This is a genomic window from Methylobacterium sp. ARG-1 (genome assembly GCF_001262595.1).
Taxonomy (GTDB): Bacteria; Pseudomonadota; Alphaproteobacteria; order Rhizobiales; family Beijerinckiaceae; genus Methylobacterium; species Methylobacterium brachiatum.
Genome location: NZ_LHCD01000021.1, coordinates 1 through 25,758 on the forward strand (window position 1 = coordinate 1; position 25,758 = coordinate 25,758).

The following is a 25,758-nucleotide window of genomic DNA, read 5'->3' on the forward strand; positions in this document are numbered from 1 at the left end:
GAGCCGGCCCCTGCGGCGGGCTTGATTAATCCCCCGGCCGGGATCAGCAGGGAGTATGTCCGCGCATGATCGTTCCGGCTGGGCCGTCTTCGGCATCGGCGATTTCCGCCTGTTCGGTTCGGCCCGCTTCCTCACGGGTCTCGCCTACCAGATGCAGGCGGTGGCGATCGGCTGGTTCGTCTATGACCTGACCCATTCCGCCCTGGCCTTGGGCCTCGTCGGGCTGGCGGGCTTCCTGCCCGCGGTGGTCTGCGCCCTGATCACCGGCCATGTGGCGGATGCCTATGACCGGCGCCTGGTCGGCGCCGCGGCCTTCGGCCTCCAGAGTCTGGCGAGCTTCGGCCTCCTCGCCTATGCGCTCGCCGGCCTCCAGGCGGTCTGGCCAATCTACGCCCTGGTGATCGTCGTCGGCACCGCCCGGGCTTTCGCCAATCCGGCCCTGCAGGCTTTGCTGCCGACCCTTGTGCCGGGCCTGCAATTCGGCTCGGCAATCGCCTGGAACGCTTCGCTCTGGCAGAGCGCCTCGGTGATGGGCCCGGCACTGGGCGGGCTGCTCTACGCCCTCGGGCCGTCGGTCGTGTTCGGTGGCGCGGCGGCGAGCTTCGCCGTAGCGAGCCTGCTGACGGCCCTGATCCGCTTCCGGCCCGCCGCCGTGACCGAACGGCCGCCGATCACCTGGGCGGCACTCTCGGCCGGCATCGGCTACATCCGCTCGCAGCCGGTGGTGCTGGGCGCCATCAGCCTCGACCTGTTCACGGTCCTGCTGGGCGGCGCCACCGCGCTCCTGCCGATCTATGCCGGCGAGGTGCTGCATGTCGGGCCCCTGGGCCTCGGGGCGCTGCGGAGCATGCCGGCCTTCGGGGCCGTCGCCACGGCGGTGCTGCTCGCCTATCGTCCGCTCCGGCGCCATGCCGGGGTGCGGATGCTCCGGGCGGCGGCCGTGTTCGGCGCTGCCACGGTCGTGTTCGGCCTCTCGACCTCGCTACCCCTGTCGATGGCCTGCCTGTTCGTCACCGGCGCCGCAGACATGATCTCGGTCTATGTCCGCCAGACGTTCGTGCAGGGCGAGACCCCGGACGCCATGCGCGGCCGGGTCTCCGCGGTGAACACCGTGTTCATCGGCGCCTCGAACGAGCTCGGCGAGTTCGAATCCGGCCTGCTCGCCGCCGCTATCGGGGCGGTCCCGGCGGTGGTGGCGGGCGGTGCCGCGACGATCGCCGTCGCGCTGCTCTGGGGCCGGTTCTTCCCGGCCCTGAAGGCGCGGGATCGGTTGCTGGTGCAGGGGTAGCGGCAGTGCACCCCGTCTGAAGCACGGCACGGCATACAACCGGATTTTTCAGGCCTATGGGCGGCTCCGGCGAAGCCGCGCTCGATTATCCATTTCGCGCCTCCGACGGATCAGAAAATGGATAATTTGTTTCTAATCATGGACTTAGATGATACGTACCAAGCCCTGAACGTCTGCAGGGACGGGGACGATGCCTTACTGAGAACTCGACGACGAACAGGCACGGCAACTCAACAACGCCGAGCAGGTCTTCGATGCCTATCGCGCGGCGCGCTCGACCTTGCAGAGCCGCTTCGCCGGTTCGATGGCCTGGAAAACCGTCGATGGGCGCAGCTACCTCTATCGTTTCAAGGATGGCGTCTGGAAATCCCTCGGTCCTCGTTCGGAGGAGACGGAGGCCATCCACCAACGCTTCGTCGACGGCCGTTCGCACGCGAAGGTGCGCAGCACCGCGCTCGCACAACGGCTGAACAGGATCGCGGCCGTCAGCCGCGCGCAGCGACTCGGCCGGATGCCGGTGATCGCCGCCCGGATCCTGCGGGCTCTGTCCGACGCCCGCCTCACGGAACCGGTGGTCGCCACAGTCGGGACCAATGCGCTGTTCGCCTATGAGCGGATGGCCGGCGTCCAGATCGACCAAGCGGTCCTCGAAACAGCCGATTTCGACCTGATGGACGACGCGCGGGCCAGCCTGAAACTCATCGTCCCGGAAGTGGCGGCATCGGGAGTCGTCGGCCTGCTCCGGAAGGTCGATCATTCCTTCGAGGTCATGGGCAAGCGCGGGTTTCGTGCGGCAAACCGCGACGGCTACACTGTCGATCTGATCACACCCACTCCGAAAGACCCCATTCGGCCGAGCGAAGCGAGGCAGATCGGGCGCGACCCCGACGATCTCGTCGCCGGCGAGATCGTCGGTCTGGCCTGGCTCGTGAACAGTCCCAAGGTCCGGGTCACGGTGCTCGATCTGCGCGGCTACCCGGCCGAGATGACCGTGCCCGATCCGCGAGCCTTCGCGCTCCACAAAGCATGGCTTTCGGGAAGACCGGATCGCAATCCCGAGAAGCGTCGCCGCGATGGAGCGCAGGCTCGGCTCATTGCGGAACTCGTCGCCCGCTACCTGCCGCATCTCGCCTTCGACGATCCCGCCCTCGGGGCTCTGCCGAAAGCGCTGCGGGATCAAGCCGCGACGCTCACATCTGCCGACACGGGCCGGGAAACGAACGACGCCCTGGAACCCGACTGGTAGCCGGGCTCCAAAATCCCAAACGACTCAGCGGCCCGCGAGCAGCGGCGACCAGGTCGGGTCGGAGGCGTAGGAGGGGGTCGGGATCGGCTGCTCCACCTTGCCGGTGATGTCGACCATGAACAGCTTGCCGCCGCCCTGGCCGCCCGGATCGCGGAAGAACAGCACGTACTGGCCGTTCGGCGCGAAGGTCGGGCCCTCGTTGTGGTAGCCCTCGGTGAGGACGCGCTCGCCGGTGCCGTCGGGCTTCGACACACAGATGGCGAAGCCGCCGTTGCGCTGGCGGGTATAGGCGATCAGGTCACCGCGCGGCGACCAGGCCGGCTGTGAGGCCGAGCCGGTGCCGAAGGTGATCCGGTGCGGGTTCGAGCCGTCGGCGCCCATCACGTAGACCTGCTGCGAGCCGCCGCGATCCGATTCGAACGCGATCTGCGAACCGTCCGGCGAGTAGGTCGGCGAGGTGTCGATCGCCATGCCGTTGGTGACCGAGTGCTGGGCCTTCGTGGCGATGTCCATCGTCACGATATCGGCGTTGCCGCCCTGCTGCACGCTCATCACCAGGCGGCGGCCGTCCGGCGAGAAGCGCGGGCTGGCACTCATCGAGTCGACGCTGCCCAACGCCTGTCGGGCGCCGGTTTCGAGATTGATCACCTGGACGCGGGGCTGGTGTCCGGTGGCCTGGGACATGAAGGCGATGTCCTGCGTGGCCGGCGAGTAGCGCGGCGCGACGATCGAGGTCTCGCCGCTGGTGATCGCCCGGACATTGGCGCCGTCCTGATCCATCACCATCAGGCGCTTGCGGCGGTTCTCCTTGGGGCCGGTCTCGTCCACGAAGGCGATGCGGCTGTCGAACCACGGACCGAGGCCGGTGATCTTGGTGTAGACCGCGTCAGAGATCAGATGGCCGGTGCGCCGGGCATTGGCGGTGTCGGTGCCGTATTGCTGGCCGGTCATCTGCTGGCCGGAGGTCACGTCCCAGAGGCGGAACTCGACCTTCAGCTTACCTGAGGGGTCGCGCGAGACACGGCCCGTCACCAGACCCTGGACGCCGGTGGCGCGCCATTTCTCGAAGTTCGGCGCAGCGTCGAAGTTCGGCGATTCGGGGAAGCGCGCATGGTCGAGGGGCGTGAAGTACCCGGAGCGGCGCAGGTTGTTGGTGACCACGCCGGAGACGAGGCCGCCGAGGCTCGGATCGCCGCCGAAATCCGCGATCGCGATCGGCATCGGCTGGAAGTTGCCGCCGCCGATGCGCAGCTGCAGCTGCGCCTGGGCCGGGGCCGCGAAGCCGAGGGCGACCGCGAGGAAGGCCAGCAGCGCGACCAGGCGCGCGGCGAGGGGCGCCGGAAGAGGCCCGGCGGAGGGAAGGTTCTGCATGGGTCGGATCCGAGTGACGATCAGACGGGGAGGGGGGATGACGGCTGGCGGCGCGGACGGCGACCTCAGGTCGCCGTGAATTCGAACTCCGCGTTGATGGCCTTCCAGTCGTTGTAATACGGCGCGTAGGTGGCCGGAATGTTATACGGCGCGCAGCGGCGCACCGCCCGGAGCGCGGCTTGCGCGATCGACTGGTCCACGGTGCTGGAACCGCCCCGCATGATCCGCGGCTCGGTGCTGAGCGAGCCGTTCGGGTTGAGGCGGATGTCGAGCACCGGCAGGACCACCCCCTGGGCGGCGCCGGGGGGCGCGGAGTAGCAGCGCTCGATCTGCTGCTGCAGCAGGCCGACCAGGGCGTCGCGCAGGGACGGCGACAGGCGCTGCGCGGTGCCGGTCGCGGCGCCGAGGGCCGCCACCTTCTGCACCGTGTGGCCGGTCGCGCCGGTGGATTGCGACGGCACCTTCGACGCCAGCATCGAGCGGATGTCGCCCGCGTTGAACTTGTTGGCGAGCTCGGCCTGCTTGCGCGCCTTGGCCTCGCCGTCGGCCTTGGCCTTCGCATCCGCCATCGCCTTGGCCTTCGCCTTGGCGGCGGCCTCGGCCTTGGCGGCGGCTTCCGCCTTCTCCTGCGCGGCCTTGGCCTCGGCCATCTCCTTCTGCCGCTCGGCTTCCGCCTCGGCCTTGGCTTCGGCTGCCTTCCGGGCCGCTTCCCGGGCGGCCTCGGCCTTGGCGGCATCCGCCTTGGCCTTGGCCTCGGCCTTAGCGGCGGCAGCCTTCGCGGCGGCGGCAGCTTCGGCCTCCTGCCGCTCGATCAGCTTGTCGAGCTGCTCGCGCTTCTCGGCTTCGGCCTTCGCGGCCGCCTTCGCCTCGGCCTTCGCGGCGGCGGCCTTCTCGGCGGCAGCAGCCTTGTCCGCTGCGGCCTTCTCGGCAGCCTTGGCGGCGGCCTTCTCGGCCTCGCGCTTCTCCTGGGCGGCCTTGGCGGCTTTGGCCGTCTCCTGCGGATCCGGCTCAGCGCGCAGGGGCATCTCCTCCGCGTTGGCGAGCTTCATCTCGGCCGTGCGGGTCGGGGCGGTCGGCGCGTCGGTCTTGGCGTTCTCGGGCTCGCGATCCTCGACCTTCTCGGCCTGGCGGTCGGCCCGCGGCTGGGCGTTCGGCATCGGCTTGTCGGCCTGGCGCTCGCCCTTGGTGATCTCGGAGAATTGGTTCTCGGTGATCACCTCGACGGGCACGCCCTCCTGCGCCTCGGGCAGGGCCGGAGCCGCCACGCTGAACAGCGCGAAGGCCAGCAGCGCCACGTGGGTGCCGGCGGAGATCCAGACACCCGGTTCCTTGCGGTCGAAGTGGAACTCCACGGTTCAGACCCTACTGATGCTCAGGCTCGGTCACGAGGGCGACCTTCTTGAAGCCGCCGCCGGTCACGATCGCCATCACCTGGGCGACGCGGCCGTAATCGACCCGCTTGTCGCCGCGTACGAACACGCGCTCCTCGGTACCGGTCTTGGCCGTCTCGAGCAGCTTCGGGATGATTGAGTCGTCGGTCAGCTCATCCTCGCCGAGGAAGACCTGGCCGGTCTGCCGGATCGAGAGCGTCACCGGCTTTACGTCGGAATTGAGCGGCGACGCCTTGGATTGCGGCAGATCGAGGGGCACGCCCACCGTCATCATCGGCGCCGCGACCATGAAGATGATCAGCAGCACCAGCACGACGTCGATGAACGGCGTCATGTTGATCTCGTTGATCGGCCCGCCGCGCCGGCCTCTGCGCCGCCGCCGCTTGCCGCCGTGGGATGCTCCCGCCGCCATGCTCATGGATCACTCTCCTGGATCGACCCGGTCAGGCGGCGAGCGAGAGGCGCTCGTCGATCTGGCGGGAGAGGATCGCGGAGAACTCGTCGGCGAAACCCTCCAGCCGCGATTGCGACTTCGAGACCTCGGCCTGAAGCTTGTTGTAGGCGAGCACCGCCGGGATCGCGGCGAACAGGCCGATCGCGGTGGCGAAGAGGGCCTCGGCGATGCCGGGGGCCACGACGGCGAGCGAGGTGTTTTTGGAGGCCGCGATCGAGGTGAAGGCGGTCATGATGCCCCAGACCGTGCCGAACAGGCCAATATACGGGCCGGCCGAGCCGATCGAAGCGAGAAACAGCAGACGCGATTCGAGCCGCTCGACCTCGCGCTGGATGGTGACGTCGAGCTGCTTCTCGATGCGCTGAGATAGGGACTGGACCTGACGGCCCGAGCCCTCGAACGAGCGCTTCCACTCCCGCATGGCGGCCACGAACACCGCGGCGAGCCCGGTGGCCGGGCGGTCGTTGAACGAGCGGAACAGCTCCTCGAGGGAGCGGCCGGACCAGAACGCATCCTCGAACGCGTCCATCTCGGCCTTGGTACGGCGGAACAGCAGCGTCTTGTCGACGATGATCGACCAGCACCAGATCGAGGCGCTGAGCAGCCCGATCATCACGATCTTCACGACGAAATGGGCTTGCAGGAACAGCCCGAGCAACGTCATGTCGGCGACAGGCGCGGCCTGCATCGCGTCGGCTGGGTTCATCCGTCGAGATCTCCTGCTCCGGATCGCGATGCGCCGGGCGAGGCCCGCGTCCGCCGGATCCGTGAGCGATATCAATGCTATCGCCCGCGAATCTGTCGAAAGTAAGGGCCGTCTTCGCGCCGGGACTCACGGCATCGCGCGGTCTTCGTTAAGGCCGCGACAGGGTTAAGGATCGGTTTCGATCCGGGCGATCCCAAGGCAGTCGGACGTATCGGCCGGGCGGCACAATGCGAGGCTGGACCTGGCGAAACCGACGCCCTTATTCTCTCGGGGTCAGAGTGCCGCGCGCACCGCGAGTCTCAGTACAGGAAGCGCCATGACCCTGCCCGTCCCGAGCCTCCACGGCCTCCTACCCGCCGAGCCCGCCCGATTCCTCGGCTGGTCCTGTATCGCCGACCCGGCCATCGCCGGCGCCCTCGCGCGGTCGGGCTTCGACGCCGTGCTCCTCGACCAGCAGCACGGCGCGCACGATTACCATTCGTGCTGCGCGGCGATCACCGAGGTGGCGCTCGCCGGCAAGCCGAGCCTGGTCCGCATCCCCGTGGGCGACTTCGCCATGGCATCGCGGATGCTGGATGCCGGCGCCTCGGGCATCGTCGCGCCGATGATCAACAGCGTGGCCGACGCGCAGGCGCTGGCCGCCGCCACCAAGTACCCGCCGGTCGGTCAGCGGAGCTGGGGGCCGGACCGCGCCATGTGGATGTCGGGTCAGAGCGATGCGACCGAGTTCCTCGCGGGCGCCAACGCCCGGGCGCTGACCATCGCCATGTGCGAGACGGCCGAGGCGATCGATGCGCTGGAAGCGATCCTGGCCCTGCCGGGCATCGACGGCATCCTGGTCGGGCCCGCCGATCTGTCGATCGCGCTGTCCAAGGGCACGGTCATCGACCCGTCCGGCGCGGCCGTCACGGCAGCTTTGGGCGAGATCGTCCGCAAGACCCGGGCGGCCGGCAAGCTGCCCTGTGCCTTCTCACCGTCGCCGCTGCGGGCCCGGGAGATGGTTGCGATGGGCTTCCAGCTGGTCTCAGTCGAGTACGACGCGATGACCATCGTGAACGCCTTCGCCAAGCTCCTGCGTGACACGGACGCGACGCGGGTCGCTTAGGTTTCGCCGGGCGTCAGGAGTCGCCGCAGGACCTCCGGCAGGCGGATGGCACGGCCGTCCCGCACACAGGCGACTGTGACCTCGGCGGCGACCAGCACCTGGTCGCCCCGGCGGACTTCCTGGGCGAGCTGCATCGAGGCGCCCCGCAGTTGCTGCGTGCGGGTCGCGATGGTGAGCTGATCGTCCATGCGGGCGGGCCGGATGAAGTCCAGCGTCATCCGCCGGACCACGAAGACGAGGCCGCTCGCCTCCCGGTGCAGATCGGACTGGTCCCCCGCCAAACCGCGCAGCAATTCGGTCCGGCCCCGCTCCAGGAAGCGCAGATAGCTCGCGTGGTAGACGAAGCCCGAGAAGTCGGTGTCCTCATAATAGACCCGCACTGCCAAGCGGTGAGGCTCCGTACCGGCAGGGTTCGCTTCGCTCATCGGCGTCGTCTACGGCATTGCGCGGAGGCGGGGAAACCCCATCGCTGGAATAGTCGCGTCGGCTCGCCGCTCGGGCAGGGGCCGACATGACGAGGGCCGCCCTGGGGCGGCCCTCGCATGGTCAGGCCCGTGCGGTTGGATCAGCCGCCGATGCGGGCGGCCAGGCTCGCCGAATGGGCGTGCTCGTCGGCGATGTAGGGCAGGGCCTCGCTGGCGAAGCGGCGGCCCTGGGCGCTGTCGCCCGACTTGGCATAGGCGTCGTAGAGCGCCAGGGTCTGCGCGTCGGACCGGGCCTGCTGGTCGATATAGGCGCGATCGAAGGACCGGCCGTTCGGGGCCGACTGCAGCCGGGCCAGGCGGGCCTGACCGCGCTCGCCCAGCGCCACGCGACGTCCCGGCTCGGTCGGGCTGTTATCGACGATGCCGACCGCGCCGAGCGCGCCGCCGACGATGCTGGTGCCGAGATTGGCCGCGATGGTCACCGGGGCCAGCACGAAGCCGACCGGGTTGCTCAGATCCGTCTTGATGCCCTGGTTGTCCGAGACCACCGTGCCGTTGCGCGACAGGGAGGTGTTCGGCGGCAGCAGCGCGTCGGTGGTGGCCTTACGCTCGACCAGGACGCGGTTGGCGTAGTTGCGGACCCGCGGGTTGCGTGAACGCTGGAGGGCGATGCGGCTCGCCTCGATGCTGGTGGCATCCGAACGCAGCGCCTCGGCGCGGAAGGCCGGGGTCTCGGTCGCGGCAGCGCCGACATCCTGCTGGTTGGCGAAGGGCTGGATGCGGATCGGAAGCGCATCCTGCGCGAAAGCCGGCGTCGTGAGCGCAGCAGCGGAAAGGCCGAGCACGGCGAGCGTGAGTGTCTTCATATCAGAAGGTGATCCTTGGTGTTCTTCTTGATGGCTCAAAGATCTCTCGAGATTCCATGGCCGCTGCCACAGTCCCGCAATCTTGCCAGCGCCACGCGGACTGGGCGCGGTCGCGAGCACAACTGTCGCGTTTCCCCACTGTTCCACAGCCGGGATCGCTTTTGCGTGATCGGATCCCGGGGCGCGACTACGTAACGGCTTGGCAATAGCCTCAGCACATCCGGTGCGAAAACCGTGATCGGACAAGCCTTTGCCGGCTGAGCAGCCCGGCCCGGCCGCGAGCCTGCGACCCGATATCGATGTGGCATCCTATGAGGGAGGCGTGAACCAGCCCCGTTCCGACCGCATGGACGGTTACGAACAGCCGGTCAGACGGCGTCGCCGTCATCGAAGAGCAGGTTCTGTTCCCGCTTGGGCTCGGCGAAGCCCATATGCCGGAAGGCGTGCCTGGTGAGGACCCGGCCGCGGGGCGTGCGCTGCACGAAGCCGCGCTGGATCAGGTAGGGCTCGATAATGTCCTCGATCGCGTCGCGCGGCTCGGACAGGGCGGCGCCGATCGTCTCGATGCCCACCGGCCCGCCGCCGAACGAGGTTGCGATCAGCGTCAGGTACTTGCGGTCCATCACGTCGAGGCCGACCGAGTCGACGTCGAGCAGCTTCAGCGCCCGGTCGGCGATGGCGCGCGTCACCGTCTCGGCCTCGGCCACCACGGCGAAGTCCCGCACCCGCCGCAGCAGCCGGCCGGCGATGCGCGGCGTGCCGCGCGCCCGCCGGGCGATCTCGTTGGCGCCTTCCGGCGACATACCGAGCCCAAGCACCCGGGCGCCGCGGGCCACGATCTTCTCGAGTTCGTCGATCTCGTAGAATTCGAGGCGGATCGGGATGCCGAACCGGTCGCGTAGCGGCGTCGTCAGCAGCCCCGCTCGGGTGGTGGCCCCGACCAGCGTGAATTTCGGCAGCTCGATCTTCACCGAGCGGGCCGCCGGGCCTTCGCCGATGATGAGGTCGAGCTGATAATCCTCCATGGCCGGGTAGAGGATTTCCTCCACGGCCGGGTTGAGGCGGTGGATCTCGTCGATGAAGAGCACGTCGCGCTCTTCGAGATTGGTCAGCTGTGCGGCGAGGTCGCCCGCCTTGGCGATCACCGGCCCCGAGGTCGAGCGGAAGTTGACCCCGAGTTCCCGCGCCACGATCTGGGCCAGCGTGGTCTTGCCGAGGCCGGGCGGCCCGACGAACAGGACGTGATCGAGGGCCTGGCCGGTCATCTTGGCCGCCTCAATGAAGATCTGCATGTTGGCGCGCGCCGCCTTCTGCCCGATGAACTCGGACAGGCTCAGCGGCCGGATCGTCTGGTCCACGTCCTCGGCGCGCTTCTCCGGCGTCAGCAGCACGTTGGTCGGGGGCTTCGGCTTGCTCATGGACCTTCGCTCGTGGACCGGCCCGCCTGACCGCTGATCGAGGGTCTACGGGAGCCGTCGCGTCCGGCCGCTTCTCCTAATACGCGCAGCCGGCGAAGTCTAAGCGCGTCGTGCGGCGCGTGCCGCAGCACACCGTCACGCCCATCGCCGTGGGCCAGGCGCCAAGAACCGTCGCAACGGATGAAACCGAAATGCTGCGCCGCGCATTCCGTTGAGGAATCCCTAAAACTCGGCCGCAGGGCGCTGTTCCACGATGATGATCCGATCGACCGCATTGGGCGCGGCCAGCGCCCTCCTGTTTCTGGCCGGCATGGCAACCGCCCAGGCCGCGCCGGGCACGAACGAGACCAAGGTGGCCGAGGCCGCCGCGTCGCAGGTTCACCCAGTCGCCGCCGTCGAGCGCGACGACGATTCCAGCTGCAGCCGGGCGCGTCGGCGCCTGTGGATCGAGGGCGAGGGCTGGGTGGTCCGCCGGATCACGACCTGCCGTTGAGATAGCGCGTCGCCAACCATACGCATTCTGCGCGGCTGGCCGGTCGGAACGGCCGGTGATCGTGTGTGTTCCCTGGGGTCGTTCCTGACGTGTTCCCCCCGAGTATCGGAGCCGGCCGCATGATATCCCGGAAAGCTGCCACCCTCGCAGGCCTGCTTCTCGCGGGACCAGCCTGCGCACAGGGCGTCTATCCCTATGGCACGGCCGGGGCGGGCGACTTTGCCGGACCGTTCGTGCGCGGAACCTATATCGGTGCTCCGCTGACCCGGGTGCCGCGGCCGACCGAGATCGTGCCGTCGCCCTGGAGCTACGGCACCTACGGGGTCCCGACCGTGACCGGCATCGCGGCCCCGCCCGCGCAAGCGCCGACGATCACGGTGATCAACGCGACGAACCCCGCGCCCCGGTCCACGCGCGAGCGCCGGGCCGAGCGGACGATCGAGAGCGGCCGCACGGCCGGCGCCCAGATCATCACGGTTCAGGTTCCCCGTCGCTGAGCGTGGCGAACCAGGCGGCGTAGGGCGTGTTCCGGACGAGGTGTCGGTTGAGATCGGGGGCGCCGTCGCACCACCAGACCGGGCCACGCTCACCCAAGCCGATCTTGACCGCGTCGACCTCGGCCCGGGCGGCCTTCATCGCGGCGGCGGCTTCGGGCTCGCCCGCACGCTCGGCGGCCTTGGCTGCCTTCACGGCACGGCGCGCATCCATCAGCCGGCCGACCAGGGCCTCGCGCCGCTCTGCCGACAGGTCGGGATTGGCCCGCCGCCAGAGCCGACCGCGGACGACGATATAGCGTAAGTCGGGCGTGGTGATGACCGCGCTCATGCTGGAATTCGGCTCCGGTGTTGGGTCGAAGTTAAGTCTTGTCCGGTAGACACCCGAGACCCGGGCCGGACCATGCCATGCAGATCGTTGTCGTCGATTCGAGCCGTGTCGTCCTGCAGATCATCGCCTCCCTGATCGAGCCGCGCGGTCATGCGGTGCACGCGTTCACGGACTCGGCGCAGGCGCTGCAGTACCTCTCTGCGACGCCCTCCGTCCGCGTCCTGATCACCAGCGTCGAGGTCCGCCCCCTCTGCGGCCTCGAACTCTGCTGGTCCGCGCGGCTCCTGGCGGAAGAACGCCGGCCGCTGCACGTCATCACCATGTCGTCCGCGCGCAACGTCCGCAGCCTGGCCGAGGCCCTCGACAGCGGCGCCGACGACTTTATCGAGAAGCCGCCGAGCGCCGAGGAGCTGAACGCCCGGCTGCGCGCGGCCGAGCGTCTGATCACCCTGCAGGAGGAGCTGATCCGGCTGGCCGAGACCGATCCGCTGACCGGGTCCTATAACCGTCGCGCGTTTTTCGACCGGGCGCGCATCGCCGCCGAGCAGGACGCGCGCCCGGGCCGGATCTCGGCGATCCTGGCCGATATCGACCATTTCAAGCGGATCAATGACGAGCACGGACACGATGTCGGCGACGTCGCCATCAAGGCCGTGGCCGAGCTGATCGCCGGGGAGGGTATCGGCGGACGTCTCGGCGGCGAGGAATTCGGTATCGTCCTGCCGGGCTGCAGCCTCGCCGAGGCGACCGCCCGGGCCGAACGCCTGCGGGAACGCGTCCAGGCCCTACGTATCCGTGGCAGCCAGCATGCAATCGGCCTGACCTGCAGCTTCGGCGTCAGCACCTGGGTCGAGGGCGACGACGTCCACGCCCTGATCAAGCGGGCCGATATCGCCCTCTATGCCGCCAAGAGCGGTGGCCGCAACCGCGTCGTGCCGTACCAGGGCGATGCAGGCTTGGCCGTTGCAAGCTGAGACAGCCAAGCCGCTCCGGTCTGGCACGGCCAGAAGCGGGACGGCGCGCGACCGCGCCCCATATTGGCACACCAATTCGCGGGGCGAAGACAGGAATCGACCGATAACGCGAATATAAAGCTTAATATTCGCCCCAAACTCGTGGAATGGATCTTGGAACTACGCATCCGATCCCGGCCCCTTTGTATCGGCGGGAGACGAAAGGTGCGAGGTCATGAGTACGGCCGTTGGCGTCCTGATCCTGGATGAACCGCAGGACCTGAGCGCGACTGTTCGCGCCACTCTGGAGCATATGCCGGAGTTCCATACGATCGGCGAGGAGCACTTGGGCCAGGCCGATGCCGGCTCTACGGTCGCGTTGATCTTCCTCGACGAGATCCGGTTGGCGGATGGGATCGCGCGCCTCGTCGGCCTGAAGGAGCGGCAGCCGAACCTGCGCACGCTCGTGGCTTTCGGGGCGCTGACCGCCGACGACCTCCGGGCTTTGCTGGCGGCAGGCGCGGATGCCTTCGTGGCGCGGTCGAAGTCGCCGCGGGAGCTGTGTGCGGCCCTGCTCGCCCTGGCCGAGGGATCCGATTGCCTCGTGCCGCCGGACCAGCAAGCTGCCCTGCCGGCGGAGCCGGGCGACAGCCTCGGGCTCACGCCGCGCGAGGCGGAGGTGCTGCGCTTCCTCAGCTCGGGCTTCAGCAACAAGGAGGTGGCCCGCCGCCTGGCACTCAGCGTCCGGACGGTCGAGACCCACCGGCTGAACCTGCGCCGCAAGACGCAGACCGGGCGGCTGAAGGATCTGGTCTCGCTGGCGCGCCAGCTCGGCCTGGCTCCGGTGGTCGACAGCGAGCAGAACCGACGCGGCGGGTCCGGCAGCAGCAACCAGTCCCGGCATTGACCGGGCCAGCGGGCAGCCCTGGCGGGGCTGCCCCGCTCACGCGACGCCGGCCTGCGCCCCGGCGCGGGTCCGCGCAGCCCCCGACGATCGCGTCTTCCCGCTCGAAGCGGACTCGATCGCGGTCTTAGCGGCCGCTTTGGCCCGGGACGCCGTCCCGCCTGGCTTGCTGCGTTTGCGGGCCGAAGCCGAGGCGGGCTTGACCCGTTTGCCGGCAAGCGCCTCATCCTGCGACGCGGCCAGCCGCGCCTGGAGCAACCCGAGCACCGCTGCCTCCTCGGAGCGGAGCTTGCCGAGATCCTCGCTCAGCTCGGTCTCGACGGCATCCTTGACCTGCAGGAGGAGATCCCCCTCCAGGTAGCAATCGAGGATCTGGGGGTGGATGTAGCATTTGCGGCAGATCGTCGGCGTGTTGCCAAGGCGCCCCGCGACGCTCTCGATCGCCGCCCGAACGTTGCGCTTGGCCCCCGCCGCGCTGTCGAAGCTCTCGAACTCGCGCAGCGCCAGCGCAGCCAGGACCGTCCCCGCCCAGGTCCGGAAATCCTTGGCGGTGAAATCCTCGCCGGCGATCTCGCGCAGATACGCGTTCACGTCGGACGAGGTGACGTCGCGCTGGACGCCGTCGGCATCGATATACTGGAACAGCTCCTGGCCGGGCAGGTCCTGGCAGGCCTTCACGATCCGGGCGACCCGCCGGTCCTTGAGCGACACGTCCCAGGTCTTCCCGCTCTTGCCCTTGAACCGGAACGACAGCTCGGCGCCCGCGATTCGGACATGGGGATCGCGCAGGGTGGTCAGGCCGTAGCTTTTGTTGGTGCGGGCGTAATCGTCGTTGCCGACCCGGATCAGCGTGGTCTCGAGCAGGTGGACCACCGTGGCCAGCACCTTCTCGCGGCATAGGCCCGGACGCTTCATGTCGGCATCGACGCGCTGGCGGATCCCCGGAAGGGCATCGGCGAAAGCCATGATGCGCGAGAACTTGTTGGCCTCGCGCGCCTGCCGGAAATCGGGGTGATAGCGATACTGCTTGCGGCCCTTGGCGTCCCGCCCGGTCGCCTGGATATGGCCGCTGCTGCGCGCGCAGATCCAGACATCGGTATAGGCCGGCGGGATCGCGAGGGCGCGGATCCGAGCGAGGATCCGCTTGTCGCGCACCGGCGCCCCCTTCGCGTCGATGTAACGGAAGCCCGTGCCGCTGCGCTTGCGCGTCAGGCCCGGCCGGCCGTCGTCCACATAGACGAGACCGGCCTCCTCGGCCGCTGCGCGTAGGCTTCCACCGTTCTGGTCCGTCTCGACATCCGCCATGGCCGCCCCTCCCGGATACGCCGCCGGGGTACCACCCGGCGAGAAGGCCCAGATCAACCGGCGGCGCTCGACCACCGTTCCGGATCTGCGCATCCGCCGCAGGCCGATCCGCGGCGACGTGCTAGAGGGGGCGGATGGATTCCGAACCCGCCCGTGAAACCGCTCCGATTCCGATGCGGAACCTCGTCTTCGTCGTCACCGAGGATTGGTTCTTCGCCTCGCATTTCCTGCCCATGGCCCGGGCCGCGATCGCCATCGGGCTCGCGGTCACGGTGGTCACCCGGGTGCGGGCGCATCGCGCCGTCATCGAAGCCACCGGCGCGCGCGTCGTTCCGCTGGAGGCGGAGCGGGCGAGCCTCAACCCGATGGCGGCTGGCTACGCGGCCGGGCAGCTGGCCGGGATCCTGAAGGCGCTGAACGCCGATATCGTCCACTGCATCGCCCTGCGGAGCATCCTGGTGGGCGGGACCGCCGCCGCCATGGCCGGCATCCCGGCGCGGGTCTACGCGCTGACCGGCCTCGGGTTGGTCGGCGCCCGTACCGACCGGATCGGGCGCGCGGCGCGGCTCGGGCTCCGGGCGCTGATCCGCGGGCCGCTGGCCTCCGGCCGCACACGCTTCCTGTTCGAGAACCCGGACGATGCGCTGGCGCTGGGCCTCGATCCTTCCGAGCATTCCGTCACGGTGATCGGCGGGGCGGGGGTTGATTGCGACGCCTTCGCGCCGCAGCCGCTGCCGCCGATGCCGCCGCTGAAGGTCGCGGTGGTCGCGCGCATGCTCTGGTCGAAGGGCATCGACGTGGCGGTCGAGGCGACCCGCCTAGCCCGGGGCCGGGGCGCGGCCGTGGAGCTCGCCCTGTTCGGGGCGCCCGACCCGTCGAACCGCCGCTCCATCGACGCGGCGACCCTGCGCGACTGGAGCCGCGACGGTGTCGCCTGGCACGGACCAACCGAGGAGGTCGCGGCCGTCTGGGCGAACCAACACGTCGCCTGCCTGCCGTCCCGGGGTGGGGAGGGGCTTCCGCGCAGCCTGCTCGAAGCCGCCGCCTGCGGACGGGCGCTCGTCACCACCGATGTCCCCGGTTGCCGCAGCCTCGTGCGCGACGGGATCGAGGGCCTCCTCGTGCCGCCCGGCGACGCCCCGGCCCTGGCGGAGGCGCTCGTTCGCCTGAGCGGCGATCCAGCCCTGGTCGCGGTCCTCGGCGCCGCGGCCCGGACCCGCATCGCGACGGGCGGCTTTACCGAATCCGCCGTGACCGATCAGGTCTGCGCCGTGTGGCGCGCGCTGCTGGACGCCTGATCATGCGCGCCCCGGACGATCCGCTCGGCTTCATTCAGGCCCATACAAGGCTGCTGCCGGTTCCCTACGCGCCGGAGATCCAGCTCCACGTCGCCGACGAGGCGACCGAGCTCTGGCAGAAGACCGAGGAGGAGTTGCAGGAGATCGGGCTGCCGCCGCCGTTCTGGGCCTTTGCCTGGGCGGGCGGGCAGGCGATGGCCCGCTACATCCTCGACAATGTCGCGGTCACCAAGGGGCGCCGGGTGGTGGATTTCGCCTCGGGCTCGGGCCTCGTGGCGATCGCGGCCGCCCGGGCGGGCGCCCGGAGCGTCGTCGCCAGCGACCTCGACCCGTTCGCGGTTGCGGCGATCGGCATGAACGCCGCAGCCAACGGCGTCGCCACCCAGATCCGGGCGGTCTCGACCGACCTTCTCGGCACGGTGCCAGAGGCGGATCTCGTGCTCGCTGCCGACGTCTTCTACGAGCGCGACCTCGCCGGGGCGGTGACGGCTTGGCTGACCGATCTGCAGGCGCGCGGGCTCACGGTGCTGATCGGCGATCCGGGGCGGACCTACCTGCCGCGGGCGCGACTCGAATGCCTAGCGACCTACGCGGTGCCGGTCTCGCGCGCCCTGGAAGATGCCGAGATCAAGCAGAGCCACGTCTGGCGGTTGCACGGTTGAGACGCTGGTCCGGCCATGACGCGTCCAATCGATCCGGCTATGGCATCGAGGCTTCATCCGCGGCCGGAATGCGCTACCTTGCGGCCGGACCACGATCGCCGGATGGCGGCTGACAGACCATTCCCGCGCCAGGCCCGATCGCGTCGCGATCTGGCACGGCACAAAGCCTTTGTTTCAACGCGCTCGCTGATGCCGAACCGGTATCCCTCTCGGCGAGCGCTCTTGGTGAGCGTCGAGTCGTGAGCGTCAAGCCGAGCCTGCCCCGTGTCGTCGCCTTCTCCGGGAGCGCCAAGCGACCTTCGCGAACCCGCGACCTCGTCGCGGCGGTGGGCGCCGAGCTCGGGCGCCTGCGCCGGATCGACCTCACAGTCTACGATCTGATCGATGCGGGGCCGGGCCTCGGCGCGGCGCTGCGGGAGGATCTGCCCTTGCCGGCGGCGCATCTGGTCGCGGCGATCGAGGGAGCGGACGCCCTGATCGTCGGGACACCGGTCTATCAGGGCGGCTATGCCGGGCTGTTCAAGCACGTGTTCGACTTCGTCGATCCGGCGAAGATGGCGGGCATGCCGGTGGTGCTCACCGCCACGGGCGGCGGCCTGCGCCATGCCCTGGTGGTCGAGCACAGCCTGCGGCCGCTCTTCGGCTTCTTCGCGGCCCACATGGCGCCGACCTCGGTCTATGCCGGCCCCGACGACATGGCCGATGGCCGCATCACCGACGTGCTCGTGGCGGCGCGGCTCGCGGCGGCGGCGGTGGAGCTGGCCGCGCTGCTCGACGTGTCCCGGGTGATCGGGGCCGGCGCGGCCGCCTGACGCAGCACGCGCCCGCTCCCTCAGCCCACGCGGGCCGGTTTCGCGACAATAATCCGGGATCATTCCAAAACTTGATCGGGCCCGGCATTGGTCCGCCGATGGCCATCTGTTTAGCTGCGCGGTGGACGACGCCCATCCGCGAGGGATCATGCCAGGTTCAACCGTCAAGACCGGCAGGCCGGCACCGCTGCCCGCCACCTACGTCACGGCCTCGGGCCTGCCGCGCTATCACCCGGTCTCGCAGGCGCTGCATTGGGTGACGGCCGCCCTGGCGCTGGCGGTGCTGCCGCTGGCCTGGGTGGCGGTGAGCCTGCCGCCGGCGCCCGCCAAGGGCACCCTGTTCGTGCTGCACAAGTCGGTCGGGCTGACGATTCTGGCGATCGTGGTCTTGCGGATCGTCTGGCGCATGGTCCGGCCGGCGCCGCCGGATCCCCAGACGCCGCGGCTGCTGACGCTGATCGGCCGCGTCAACCACGGGCTGCTCTACGCGATCTTCCTGATCATGCCGGTCAGCGGCTACCTGCTGAGTGCTTTGTCGGGGCGGGACACGCCGTATTTCTGGCTGTTCACCATCCCGGGCCTGACCAAGGACGAGGGCCCGCAGAAGATCGCCGAGTCGATCCACCTCGTCGGGCAATGGTTCGTCTACGCGCTCGTGCTGCTGCACATCGCCGGCACCGTCTGGCACCTCGTGATCCGGCGCGACGGCCTGCTGGAGCGGATGCTGCCGGTCCAGGACGGGCGCGGATCCCGCGCGGATTAATCGACCCGGCGCAGCACGAAGGTGGTGCCGACCTCCGGCTCCCGGCGCCAGCGTCCGTCGCCGCTCGGCACGAGATCGATGGTGTGGCCGCGCTTGGCGGTCAGCGTCATGCGGCCGTTGGCGTAGCGCCAGCGCACTGGATCGAACACCTCCAGGCCGCCGTCATGGCAGCCCGGGACGACATGGACGCCACCGCCGGCCCCGTCGAGGGTGATCCGGCAGGTGTCCCGCTCCTGAAAGCGGTCGAGAGCGTAGACGCCGGGAGCGGGTCCCGGTCCTGCCGGGGCGGTCGCGGCCGTGGTCCGCTGCAGCTCGGCCGGCACCGCCGGCGCCGTCCGGAGCGGCGACGGCGCGGGTGCGGTCTGGACACCGGCAATGTCGGGCGCCGCCGAGGCGGCCGGACGCATCGCCGCGATATCCAGCGGCACCAGGCTGTAGGTCTCGCCGCCCTCGAGCTTGGCAACCAGGCTGCGCTGGTCGGGCCGCCGGACGAATTCGAGGATCGGGCGGACGTTCCGGTCCACCAGGCGCACGCCCCGGTCGCTGAACAGCCAGCCGGCGATCCCGTTCACGATCGGCAGGGCGCGCCGGCACCCGGCCGGGAAGCTGAGCTTCTGGCCGGCATCGCCGTTCTCGCTCCGCAGAGTCATTACGCAGCGGCGGTTGGTGCCGTCGCGCGACAGGTCCCAGGTCCCGGGCACCTCGCTGAGCCGTTCGGGAAGGCTCGGAGGGGCAGGGGGCGCCGCGGGTGTCGCGATCGAAGGCGCGGCCAGCGCCCCCGGATTCAGCAGGCTCGGCTCGGGCGCCGCCGAAGAGGCCGCGGGATCGTCCTGCGCCGCCGCCGGCCACGGGATCAGGGCCAAAGCGGCGAGCAGCGCGGCCTGTACGGGTCTCACGCGGGTGGGCTCCAGGGTGTCTCGGAAACGGGGGTCAGCGGGCCACGCCCCTCGAACCACGACACGACATTGTCGACGACGAGTTGGGCCATCGCCGTGCGGGTATGCTCGGAGGCAGAGCCGACATGCGGCAGCAGCACGGTATTGTCGAGGGCCGCGAGGTCCGCCGGCACGTGCGGCTCGTTCTCGAACACGTCGAGCCCGGCCCCCAGGATCGTGCCCGCCTGAAGCGCCGCGATCAGAGCGGTCTCGTCGACCAGGCTGCCCCGGGCGACGTTGATCAGGATCCCCTGGGGCCCCAGAGCCTCCAGGATGGACGCGTCCACCAGGCCGCGGGTGTCGTCGCCGCCGGGCGCGACCACGATTAGGATATGGACCGCCCGCGCCAGGCCGATCAGGCTGTCATGGTAGGTGTAGGCCACGTCCGCCTTCCGGCTGCGGCCGTGATAGTCGATGGCAACGCCGAAGCTCTCGAGCCGATGGGCGATCGCCCGCCCGATCCGGCCGAGCCCCAGGATGCCGACCCGCCGCCCGCGCAACGAGGCGGTGAGCGGGAACGGTGCCTTCGGCCAATGGCCTTCGCGCAGGTAGCGGTCGGCCTGCGGCAGCCGCCGGATCGTCGCCAGAACCAGGCCGACGGCGAGGTCGGCGACCTCGTCGGTGAGCACGTCCGGCGTGTTGGTGACGGTGATGCCGCGCCGATGCGCCTCGACGGCGTCGACGGCGTCGTAGCCCACGCCGAAATTGGCGATCAGCTCGAGCTTCGGCAGCTTGTCCATCAGGGCGGCGTCGACCTGGCCGCCGACGCAGAGGCCCCGGATCCGCGGTCCGATCTCGGCGAGCATCGCCTCCGGGTCCGCAGCGCCTGCAAGTCGATGCACGGTGAACCGCCCCTCGAAGGCGGTCTCGACCAGCGGATGCATTGTCTTCAGGAGCAGGATCTCGGGCGGCGCTTCGGGCATCTCACACTCCCTCGTTCGCCCGGCCGCCGCTGCGGCCGGCACGGGTTTGATCCGGCATAGGGCCTGCGCCCGGTGCGGCGCCAGCCGCCCCCGGCCTCCGCGGTGACATCCGGGGGCCAAACGCCGAGCAGCCATTTGACAGGGACGAGACTCGCCCCTTCCGAAAACGGCGCGCGATGCCTACTAAGGAACCTGCATTATCGCGAGAGTTTTGCAGCGATCCCATCCGAAGACGAAAACCGATGACCAGCCCGCGCACCCTCTACGACAAGATTTGGGACGACCACGTCGTCGATGTCCAGCCGGATGGCACCAGCCTCCTCTACATCGACCGGCACCTCGTTCACGAAGTGACGAGCCCGCAGGCGTTCGAGGGTCTGCGCGTGGCCGGCCGCAAGGTGCGCCATCCCGAGAAGACGCTGGCGGTGGTGGACCACAACGTTCAGACCTCCGACCGTTCGAAGGGCATCGACGATCCCGAGAGCCGGACCCAGCTCGAGGCGCTGGCCGAGAACGTGCGCGATTTCGGCATCGAGTTCTACGACGCCCTCGACCGGCGCCAGGGCATCGTCCACATCATCGGTCCGGAGCAGGGCTTCACGCTGCCCGGTCAGACCATCGTGTGCGGCGACTCGCATACCTCGACGCACGGCGCCTTCGGGGCGCTGGCGCACGGTATCGGCACCTCCGAGGTCGAGCACGTGCTCGCCACCCAGACGCTGGTGCAGAAGAAGGCCAAGAACATGCGCGTCACGGTGGACGGCGCGCTGCCGCCCGGCGTGGGCGCCAAGGACATCATCCTGGCGATCATCGGCGAGATCGGCACCGCCGGCGGCACCGGCCACGTGATCGAATATGCCGGCGAGGCGATTCGCGCCCTCTCGATGGAGGGCCGGATGACGATCTGCAACATGTCGATCGAGGGCGGCGCCCGCGCCGGCCTGGTCGCGCCGGACGCCACCACCTACGCCTACGTGAAGGACCGTCCGAAGGCCCCCAAGGGCGCGGCCTTCGACAAGGCGCGGGCCTACTGGGAGAGCCTGCTCACCGACGAGGGCGCGTTCTTCGACCGCGAGGTCCGGCTCGACGCCGCCAGCCTGCCGCCGATCGTCAGCTGGGGCACGAGCCCGGAGGACGTGATCTCGGTGCGCGGCCGTGTGCCGGATCCGGCCGCGATCGCCGACGAGAACAAGCGGCAGTCGAAGGAGAAGGCGCTGGCCTATATGGGCCTGACCCCGGGCACGCCGATCACCGACATCACCCTGGACCGGGTGTTCATCGGCTCCTGCACCAACGGCCGGATCGAGGATCTTCGGGTCGTCGCCCAGATGGTCGAGGGCCGCAAGGTGCACGAGAGCGTCTCGGCCATGGTGGTCCCGGGCTCCGGCCTGGTGAAGGCGCAGGCGGAAGCCGAGGGCATCGACCGGGTGCTGAAGGCGGCGGGCTTCGACTGGCGCGAGCCGGGCTGCTCGATGTGCCTCGGGATGAACGCCGACCGGCTCAACCCGCTGGAGCGGTGCGCCTCGACGTCGAATCGCAACTTCGAGGGCCGCCAGGGCCATCGCGGACGCACGCATCTTGTCTCACCGGCCATGGCGGCAGCCGCGGCGGTGGCTGGCCGGTTCGTTGACATCCGGGACTGGCCGCGTGGTTGAGGCCATAAAGGCTGAAATCGCGATTGACGGACACCATCGGTCCGAATAAACGAAGCCGTCGCCGGCCAAGGCCGGCGGCGAGCCCAGGTGGCGGAATTGGTAGACGCGCTGGTTTCAGGTACCAGTCTTGCAAGAGGTGAAGGTTCGAGTCCTTTCCTGGGCACCACCGCCCGCTAAGTCGTTGTAGCGTTGAGATCGTTAGGGTTTTCGAGGCCGACCGTGATACAAACACGGGATACACCGGCCGATGCACCTCTCGATGAAGCGCCACGCTAGACGGTCAGATTCCCGATACATTCAGTTCTATATGCGCGTACCGGAATCGGTGCGCGAGCACGTGCAAGGTCGTGTCATCACGATCGAGCTTCCGGCCCATGGGACCGAGCCCGCCGCGGTTTTTGAGGCCAAGCTCGGGCAGTTCGTCCGGGGCTCGCTTCACACCTGCAACACCGAGACGGCCGACACACGTCATCTGCTAATTCGCGCGCACCTGTCGAAGCTGTACGCTGCTGTGAAGGTCGGTCCGGCGCCAATCACTCAGCGGCAGATCGAGGCGTTGGCCGGCGACGTGTACCGCCTCCTGATTGCCGAACATGGCGAGAACCCCGGCACCGTTCGGGAGTGGGAGAGCTTCAAGAGTTTGACCCGCGCAGCCGTGGAAGGGCGCATTCCGGGGGCTCCAGCAATTCCGGAGCGCGGGCGGTCGGATGACGAGATCATGCGGGAGCTGCTGTTCGGGGAGGTCGAAGGCGAGGCTCTCACCGAGATCATCAACAGTATCGCACGGAGTGATGAGACTCGTGCGCTCGAACAGCGGGTTGGTCGGCTGGCGTTCTGGACGTTGCAGCGGCGCGGGATCGAGGTGGATGATGAGACGCGACTCGTTCTCCTGCGCCGGATCGCGGTGGCAGCCCTGGAGGCGGGACACGTCCTCAAGCGGCGGGCTGGCGGGGACTACCGGCTTGATCCTGCGGCCGAGCGATTCCCAACCTTCCAAGAGAAGAACAAAGCGGCAGGCATCAGTCTCACCGACCTATTCGACCGTTGGCGCAAAGAGACCAAGCCGGCCGGATCGACCGTAACAACATGGAAGGGCATCGTCGCCGATTTCGAGAAGCATCTTAAGCATGGTGACGCCGCGCGGGTGACCGATCAGGACGTGGTCGCGTGGAAGGATGCCAGGGTTGCAGCGGGCCGTTCATCGAAAACGATCAACGACTCGGATCTGGCATGCCTGCGGGCGCTTTTCCGATTCGGCGTGACGAACAAGGTCTTGCCTCGGAATCCGGCGGAAGGGATCAAGGTATCGGCAAAGAAGCGGGCAGGAGAGGGTCGGCTTCCGTACTCGAACGACGATATCGCGCGCTTGCTCAAGCATGCCGAGGGCGAGAACGTGGCCTATCGGCGGTGGCTCCCAATCCTTCTTGTGACCACAGGCGCGCGGGTCGGTGAACTCGCGCAGCTCTCGGGCGATCGCGTGCGGATCGAGGATGGAGTCCACGTCCTCCGGCTAGAACCTGCCGCGGACGGCGGTAGCCTCAAAAACGAGGGTTCAGAGCGGACGGTGCCGATGCACCCATCGCTGCTCAGCAGCGGATTCCTAGACTTCGCCCGGTTCAAGACGGGGCCGCTGTTCTACGGCTCTCATCCACGGCGTCAGGTGCGTACGGACGGGGAGGGGAGGCACGCTTCGAAATCAGTGAGCAACCGCCTAGCGGACTGGATTCGGACCCTCGACGGCTTCGACGACGAGCGTAAGGCGCCGTCACACAGCCTGCGACACTGGTGGAAATCCGTCGCAGTCAGGGCAGGCATCGCCGATTCTGTCGCTGATTATCTGCAGGGTCACGCTGCGACCGGCGTAGCGGGCCGATACCGGCATCATGAAGATATCGGGTTTCTAGCCGGAGAGGTCGCTAAGATCCCGATCCCGGCCCTTGCCGAGGAAGAAGACCACGGAGCGATGATGCTCGATGGCCCAATTGTGGAACCGGCACCGGCCCGGTCTCGACGAGTTCGTCTGGAGGACGCCGGCGAGGCCGAAGGAGCAGCCTAACGTTCTACGGTGCCATGCTTTCCAAAGGGTCATCCACACCCGTCCCCGGCGATTTCGAGAGCGACTCAACCCGCGCTTGAACCCTGAGACCCCATCAGGCTTGTTCTCTTTCGTTTCAGAGGGGGAGGGGACACGTGCATCGGCTCGGCCATGTCTCAGGTGACCGGATCACGGTCGAATGCCCGATCTGCAAACGCTACGGCAGCTATCGGATTACCGATCTGGCCGAGCGGTTCGGCTACGAGATCACCGGTCCCGACCTGCTATCCACGCTCACGGCGTCGTGCCGATACCGGGGTACCGTGGGCGCATCTGCGGACGCTGCGGGCTCGGCCTGCAATGCGAGTTTGAACGCGCCGAAGCCAGCCAGTCTTGAACCGCCCGTGCCGCCAGAGCGACCGTTCACGCTAGAGGTGTGGGACGATCGAGGCCGTGTCGAGATGCGTCTGGCTGTGATCCATCCGATCGACGGCGCCTTGGCGGCATTTGAGGTCGTTGAGGGAGCCTACCCGCGCAACGAGATCACCCTGCGCCAAGGTATCCGGGTCGTTCGGAAGCGAGAGCGACCGGATCCTTTGATGGGAAGGTGAGACTTTGCGAGCGGCGAAGTCGGAGGTGCAAACCAAGCGGCGATGGTGTGCTCACCCACGCTCAGTTCAGGCCGATTTGCGACTTCGTCTGCAATTTTCTACGAACGAACTGCATCGTCACAACTCCGCCAGAGTCACGGCTTGTCCAGGAATAGAGTTCCATTAGGCCGACGCCCTGAATATTTGAGCTGCTGTTAAGCGTGCCCTTGCACCCCATGACTGCTTCGATCTCGGCCAAAGTCATTCCAGACCGGATCTGGTTGAATGTGCCGAGCGGGATAGCGCACTCGTCCCGCGATGCGACCGGCTTGCTCTCGATCGCTGTAGCTTCAGTGCTCTGGGTACGGCGAACCTCTTCGGCTTGAGCGCGGCGCTCCTGCGCCTGACGCGCTGCCCGTATCTTTGCGAGCGCGTCCTCGGCCTCACGCCGTTCACGTTCCGCATCACCGGCAATCTGTTCGATTTGCTCGAGACGCTGCCGCTCAAGCTCGACCTGTCGACGCATGTTCGCCGCCTCAGCGCGATCTTTCTCCGCCTTCGAACGTGCTTCATCGACGCGGCGCTCCGAATCGCGGCGAGCGGCCAGTTCCTGCGCTTCCTGGACCTGCCTTATGCGGGCCTCGGCTTCCATCTGCTGGCGTTTTACCGCTTGCTCCTGAGCCTTCTGGCGGTCGACGAACTCCAGACTAATGGCGATGACCTGACGCAGTTTTCCCTCAATAGGCCGCCAACGGGTTTCGATATCGGCGTCAATCTGCTGCCTGACGGCCGAAGCCTGTAGCGAACTCAGCGGCCCACTGTAGGCGCGGGCTGCGATGCGTTGTTCGCAGTCGCGCCAGATAGCCGCTGCTTCTTTTATATCGCTGTCCGTCCAGTCCGCCGCTGCTTGACCGAACAGATCTACAGCAAATGGACGGTTAACGTATGCAGCTCTCCCGAATCTGTCGCAATCCCATCAAGCTGAATATCGAGAATTGATCTATGTGCTCCACAGCCACCCTGAGCTGATACATAGTCCTTAAAGGAGTATGACCATGATGGCTGCGAGGTCGCTACGGTGAGGCAGGCCACAACGGCAAAGATGGCTGATCTCGACATCGATCCCTGCTCCCGCTTACCAGGCAGATCGGGCCTGCCGCAAAGCTCATAACAGCCAAGCTATAGTCTGCCTGCAGAAGGCTCAAGATTGTCGGCTTACGTTTTGGAGCTTGTTCGCAGCGCCAATCGGTCCAAGGGCGGTGGCTTCTTCCGACAGCCAAGCCGCGGAAGCGCTAGGACCAACCGCAGGCGATGATAGGAAACTGATCCACCCTC

The 25,758-nt window shown here is 68.4% G+C and carries 26 protein-coding genes and 1 tRNA gene; 16 read left to right on the forward strand and 11 right to left on the reverse strand.

Going from position 1 to position 25,758, the window contains the following annotated elements:
* Nucleotides 1-55 precede the first annotated feature (55 nt).
* Both AKJ13_RS18700 and AKJ13_RS18705 read left to right on the forward strand, forming a co-directional pair.
* On the forward strand, nucleotides 56-1,288 hold the full coding sequence (locus AKJ13_RS18700; protein ID WP_050734718.1) for an MFS transporter: 1,233 nt from the start codon (nucleotides 56-58) through the stop codon (nucleotides 1,286-1,288).
* Between the two features lie 280 nt (nucleotides 1,289-1,568).
* The gene (locus tag AKJ13_RS18705; RefSeq protein WP_244471655.1) at nucleotides 1,569-2,534 is read left to right on the forward strand and encodes a nucleotidyltransferase domain-containing protein; all 966 of its coding nucleotides are present in this window, start codon (nucleotides 1,569-1,571) and stop codon (nucleotides 2,532-2,534) included.
* Nucleotides 2,535-2,558: 24 nt separating this feature from the next.
* Here AKJ13_RS18705 and tolB read toward each other — a convergent pair whose 3' ends face one another.
* The 4 genes from tolB to tolQ form a co-directional block, all read right to left on the reverse strand.
* On the reverse strand, nucleotides 2,559-3,905 hold the full coding sequence (gene tolB / locus AKJ13_RS18710) for a Tol-Pal system beta propeller repeat protein TolB (protein ID WP_050734719.1): 1,347 nt from the start codon (nucleotides 3,903-3,905) through the stop codon (nucleotides 2,559-2,561).
* 65 nt (nucleotides 3,906-3,970) lie between these two features.
* A complete protein-coding gene (gene tolA, locus AKJ13_RS18715) occupies nucleotides 3,971-5,257 on the reverse strand; it encodes a cell envelope integrity protein TolA (protein ID WP_050734720.1) in 1,287 nt (428 codons plus the stop codon).
* 10 nt (nucleotides 5,258-5,267) lie between these two features.
* Nucleotides 5,268-5,714 carry an ExbD/TolR family protein gene (locus AKJ13_RS18720; protein ID WP_050734721.1) on the reverse strand — a complete coding sequence of 149 codons (447 nt, stop codon included), beginning with the start codon at nucleotides 5,712-5,714 and terminating at the stop codon, nucleotides 5,268-5,270.
* Between the two features lie 25 nt (nucleotides 5,715-5,739).
* On the reverse strand, nucleotides 5,740-6,456 hold the full coding sequence (gene tolQ, locus AKJ13_RS18725; protein ID WP_007566854.1) for a protein TolQ: 717 nt from the start codon (nucleotides 6,454-6,456) through the stop codon (nucleotides 5,740-5,742).
* A 316-nt stretch (nucleotides 6,457-6,772) separates the two neighbouring features.
* Between tolQ and AKJ13_RS18730 the strand changes: the two genes are divergently transcribed.
* The gene (locus tag AKJ13_RS18730; protein ID WP_050734722.1) at nucleotides 6,773-7,561 is read left to right on the forward strand and encodes an aldolase/citrate lyase family protein; all 789 of its coding nucleotides are present in this window, start codon (nucleotides 6,773-6,775) and stop codon (nucleotides 7,559-7,561) included.
* Here AKJ13_RS18730 and ybgC read toward each other — a convergent pair.
* From ybgC to ruvB, 3 genes are all read right to left on the reverse strand, one after another.
* Nucleotides 7,558-7,986, reverse strand: a complete 429-nt coding sequence (gene ybgC, locus AKJ13_RS18735; protein WP_050734723.1) for a tol-pal system-associated acyl-CoA thioesterase — start codon at nucleotides 7,984-7,986, stop codon at nucleotides 7,558-7,560. The genes AKJ13_RS18730 and ybgC overlap by 4 nt on opposite strands.
* 140 nt (nucleotides 7,987-8,126) lie before the next feature.
* Nucleotides 8,127-8,852 carry a DUF4142 domain-containing protein gene (locus AKJ13_RS18740; protein ID WP_007566860.1) on the reverse strand — a complete coding sequence of 242 codons (726 nt, stop codon included), beginning with the start codon at nucleotides 8,850-8,852 and terminating at the stop codon, nucleotides 8,127-8,129.
* Nucleotides 8,853-9,220: 368 nt separating this feature from the next.
* The gene (ruvB, locus tag AKJ13_RS18745) at nucleotides 9,221-10,270 is read right to left on the reverse strand and encodes a Holliday junction branch migration DNA helicase RuvB (protein WP_050734724.1); all 1,050 of its coding nucleotides are present in this window, start codon (nucleotides 10,268-10,270) and stop codon (nucleotides 9,221-9,223) included.
* A 253-nt stretch (nucleotides 10,271-10,523) separates the two neighbouring features.
* Here ruvB and AKJ13_RS18750 point away from each other — a divergent pair, with 253 nt between their 5' ends.
* Both AKJ13_RS18750 and AKJ13_RS18755 read left to right on the forward strand, forming a co-directional pair.
* Complete coding sequence (locus AKJ13_RS18750; protein ID WP_050734725.1) at nucleotides 10,524-10,763, forward strand: hypothetical protein; 240 nt, start codon at nucleotides 10,524-10,526, stop codon at nucleotides 10,761-10,763.
* A gap of 119 nt (nucleotides 10,764-10,882) precedes the next feature.
* Complete coding sequence (locus tag AKJ13_RS18755) at nucleotides 10,883-11,260, forward strand: hypothetical protein (RefSeq protein WP_050734726.1); 378 nt, start codon at nucleotides 10,883-10,885, stop codon at nucleotides 11,258-11,260.
* On the opposite strand, the gene AKJ13_RS18760 is transcribed toward AKJ13_RS18755, so the two are convergent.
* Nucleotides 11,235-11,588: a hypothetical protein gene (locus AKJ13_RS18760; RefSeq protein ID WP_050734727.1), complete on the reverse strand. Its 354-nt coding sequence runs from the start codon at nucleotides 11,586-11,588 to the stop codon at nucleotides 11,235-11,237. The two genes, AKJ13_RS18755 and AKJ13_RS18760, sit on opposite strands and share 26 nt — an antisense overlap.
* A gap of 77 nt (nucleotides 11,589-11,665) precedes the next feature.
* Between AKJ13_RS18760 and AKJ13_RS18765 the strand changes: the two genes are divergently transcribed.
* Both AKJ13_RS18765 and AKJ13_RS18770 read left to right on the forward strand, forming a co-directional pair.
* The gene (locus tag AKJ13_RS18765; RefSeq protein ID WP_050734728.1) at nucleotides 11,666-12,562 is read left to right on the forward strand and encodes a diguanylate cyclase; all 897 of its coding nucleotides are present in this window, start codon (nucleotides 11,666-11,668) and stop codon (nucleotides 12,560-12,562) included.
* A 214-nt stretch (nucleotides 12,563-12,776) separates the two neighbouring features.
* Nucleotides 12,777-13,448 (forward strand): response regulator transcription factor, encoded by a 672-nt coding sequence (locus AKJ13_RS18770; RefSeq protein WP_050734729.1) that lies wholly within the window; start codon nucleotides 12,777-12,779, stop codon nucleotides 13,446-13,448.
* Between the two features lie 36 nt (nucleotides 13,449-13,484).
* Here the strand turns inward: AKJ13_RS18770 and AKJ13_RS18775 are convergent, their stop codons facing one another.
* Nucleotides 13,485-14,750, reverse strand: coding sequence for a DNA topoisomerase IB (locus AKJ13_RS18775; protein ID WP_050734791.1), 1,266 nt, complete (start codon nucleotides 14,748-14,750; stop codon nucleotides 13,485-13,487).
* A 173-nt stretch (nucleotides 14,751-14,923) separates the two neighbouring features.
* Here AKJ13_RS18775 and AKJ13_RS18780 point away from each other — a divergent pair, with 173 nt between their 5' ends.
* From AKJ13_RS18780 to AKJ13_RS18795, 4 genes are all read left to right on the forward strand, one after another.
* Nucleotides 14,924-16,048 carry a glycosyltransferase family 4 protein gene (locus AKJ13_RS18780; protein WP_244471656.1) on the forward strand — a complete coding sequence of 375 codons (1,125 nt, stop codon included), beginning with the start codon at nucleotides 14,924-14,926 and terminating at the stop codon, nucleotides 16,046-16,048.
* A 2-nt stretch (nucleotides 16,049-16,050) separates the two neighbouring features.
* Nucleotides 16,051-16,710: a methyltransferase gene (locus tag AKJ13_RS18785; RefSeq protein WP_050734792.1), complete on the forward strand. Its 660-nt coding sequence runs from the start codon at nucleotides 16,051-16,053 to the stop codon at nucleotides 16,708-16,710.
* A gap of 239 nt (nucleotides 16,711-16,949) precedes the next feature.
* Nucleotides 16,950-17,522 carry an NAD(P)H-dependent oxidoreductase gene (locus AKJ13_RS18790; protein ID WP_244471657.1) on the forward strand — a complete coding sequence of 191 codons (573 nt, stop codon included), beginning with the start codon at nucleotides 16,950-16,952 and terminating at the stop codon, nucleotides 17,520-17,522.
* A 148-nt stretch (nucleotides 17,523-17,670) separates the two neighbouring features.
* A complete protein-coding gene (locus AKJ13_RS18795; RefSeq protein WP_050734794.1) occupies nucleotides 17,671-18,285 on the forward strand; it encodes a cytochrome b in 615 nt (204 codons plus the stop codon).
* Here the strand turns inward: AKJ13_RS18795 and AKJ13_RS18800 are convergent.
* Both AKJ13_RS18800 and AKJ13_RS18805 read right to left on the reverse strand, forming a co-directional pair.
* Nucleotides 18,282-19,181: an AprI/Inh family metalloprotease inhibitor gene (locus AKJ13_RS18800; protein ID WP_050734731.1), complete on the reverse strand. Its 900-nt coding sequence runs from the start codon at nucleotides 19,179-19,181 to the stop codon at nucleotides 18,282-18,284. The genes AKJ13_RS18795 and AKJ13_RS18800 overlap by 4 nt on opposite strands.
* Nucleotides 19,178-20,143 carry a 2-hydroxyacid dehydrogenase gene (locus AKJ13_RS18805; RefSeq protein ID WP_050734732.1) on the reverse strand — a complete coding sequence of 322 codons (966 nt, stop codon included), beginning with the start codon at nucleotides 20,141-20,143 and terminating at the stop codon, nucleotides 19,178-19,180. The genes AKJ13_RS18800 and AKJ13_RS18805 overlap by 4 nt, the downstream gene beginning before the upstream one ends.
* Nucleotides 20,144-20,385: 242 nt before the next feature.
* On the opposite strand from AKJ13_RS18805, the gene leuC reads away from it, so the two are divergent.
* The 5 genes from leuC to AKJ13_RS18825 all read left to right on the forward strand — a co-directional run bounded on the left by leuC (nucleotide 20,386) and on the right by AKJ13_RS18825 (nucleotide 25,225).
* Nucleotides 20,386-21,798: a 3-isopropylmalate dehydratase large subunit gene (gene leuC, locus AKJ13_RS18810; RefSeq protein WP_050734733.1), complete on the forward strand. Its 1,413-nt coding sequence runs from the start codon at nucleotides 20,386-20,388 to the stop codon at nucleotides 21,796-21,798.
* Between the two features lie 81 nt (nucleotides 21,799-21,879).
* A tRNA-Leu gene (locus tag AKJ13_RS18815) sits at nucleotides 21,880-21,964 on the forward strand.
* An 81-nt stretch (nucleotides 21,965-22,045) separates the two neighbouring features.
* Nucleotides 22,046-23,854 carry a tyrosine-type recombinase/integrase gene (locus AKJ13_RS18820; protein ID WP_050734734.1) on the forward strand — a complete coding sequence of 603 codons (1,809 nt, stop codon included), beginning with the start codon at nucleotides 22,046-22,048 and terminating at the stop codon, nucleotides 23,852-23,854.
* A gap of 134 nt (nucleotides 23,855-23,988) precedes the next feature.
* Complete coding sequence (locus AKJ13_RS30580) at nucleotides 23,989-24,444, forward strand: hypothetical protein (RefSeq protein WP_082317019.1); 456 nt, start codon at nucleotides 23,989-23,991, stop codon at nucleotides 24,442-24,444.
* 361 nt (nucleotides 24,445-24,805) lie between these two features.
* Entirely contained in the window at nucleotides 24,806-25,225 is a 420-nt protein-coding gene (locus AKJ13_RS18825) for a hypothetical protein (RefSeq protein ID WP_050734735.1), read from the forward strand.
* Nucleotides 25,226-25,758: the final 533 nt, after the last annotated feature.

Excerpts from the sequence above, each read along its gene's own strand:
- AKJ13_RS18700 (WP_050734718.1), top strand. The coding sequence starts at position 56 with ATGTCCGCGCATGATCGTTCCGGCTGGGCCGTCTTCGGCATCGGCGAT.
- AKJ13_RS18795 (WP_050734794.1), top strand. The coding sequence starts at position 17,671 with ATGCCAGGTTCAACCGTCAAGACCGGCAGGCCGGCACCGCTGCCCGCC.
- ybgC (WP_050734723.1), bottom strand. The coding sequence starts at position 7,986 with ATGAGCGAAGCGAACCCTGCCGGTACGGAGCCTCACCGCTTGGCAGTG.
- AKJ13_RS18750 (WP_050734725.1), top strand. The coding sequence starts at position 10,524 with ATGATGATCCGATCGACCGCATTGGGCGCGGCCAGCGCCCTCCTGTTT.
- AKJ13_RS18780 (WP_244471656.1), top strand. The coding sequence starts at position 14,924 with ATGCGGAACCTCGTCTTCGTCGTCACCGAGGATTGGTTCTTCGCCTCG.
- AKJ13_RS18760 (WP_050734727.1), bottom strand. The coding sequence starts at position 11,588 with ATGAGCGCGGTCATCACCACGCCCGACTTACGCTATATCGTCGTCCGC.
- AKJ13_RS18730 (WP_050734722.1), top strand. The coding sequence starts at position 6,773 with ATGACCCTGCCCGTCCCGAGCCTCCACGGCCTCCTACCCGCCGAGCCC.
- AKJ13_RS18820 (WP_050734734.1), top strand. The coding sequence starts at position 22,046 with ATGCACCTCTCGATGAAGCGCCACGCTAGACGGTCAGATTCCCGATAC.
- AKJ13_RS18720 (WP_050734721.1), bottom strand. The coding sequence starts at position 5,714 with ATGAGCATGGCGGCGGGAGCATCCCACGGCGGCAAGCGGCGGCGGCGC.
- tolB (WP_050734719.1), bottom strand. The coding sequence starts at position 3,905 with ATGCAGAACCTTCCCTCCGCCGGGCCTCTTCCGGCGCCCCTCGCCGCG.
- ruvB (WP_050734724.1), bottom strand. The coding sequence starts at position 10,270 with ATGAGCAAGCCGAAGCCCCCGACCAACGTGCTGCTGACGCCGGAGAAG.
- AKJ13_RS18755 (WP_050734726.1), top strand. The coding sequence starts at position 10,883 with ATGATATCCCGGAAAGCTGCCACCCTCGCAGGCCTGCTTCTCGCGGGA.
- AKJ13_RS18765 (WP_050734728.1), top strand. The coding sequence starts at position 11,666 with ATGCAGATCGTTGTCGTCGATTCGAGCCGTGTCGTCCTGCAGATCATC.
- AKJ13_RS18785 (WP_050734792.1), top strand. The coding sequence starts at position 16,051 with ATGCGCGCCCCGGACGATCCGCTCGGCTTCATTCAGGCCCATACAAGG.
- AKJ13_RS18740 (WP_007566860.1), bottom strand. The coding sequence starts at position 8,852 with ATGAAGACACTCACGCTCGCCGTGCTCGGCCTTTCCGCTGCTGCGCTC.
- leuC (WP_050734733.1), top strand. The coding sequence starts at position 20,386 with ATGACCAGCCCGCGCACCCTCTACGACAAGATTTGGGACGACCACGTC.
- tolQ (WP_007566854.1), bottom strand. The coding sequence starts at position 6,456 with ATGAACCCAGCCGACGCGATGCAGGCCGCGCCTGTCGCCGACATGACG.
- AKJ13_RS18775 (WP_050734791.1), bottom strand. The coding sequence starts at position 14,750 with ATGGCGGATGTCGAGACGGACCAGAACGGTGGAAGCCTACGCGCAGCG.
- AKJ13_RS18770 (WP_050734729.1), top strand. The coding sequence starts at position 12,777 with ATGAGTACGGCCGTTGGCGTCCTGATCCTGGATGAACCGCAGGACCTG.
- AKJ13_RS18805 (WP_050734732.1), bottom strand. The coding sequence starts at position 20,143 with ATGCCCGAAGCGCCGCCCGAGATCCTGCTCCTGAAGACAATGCATCCG.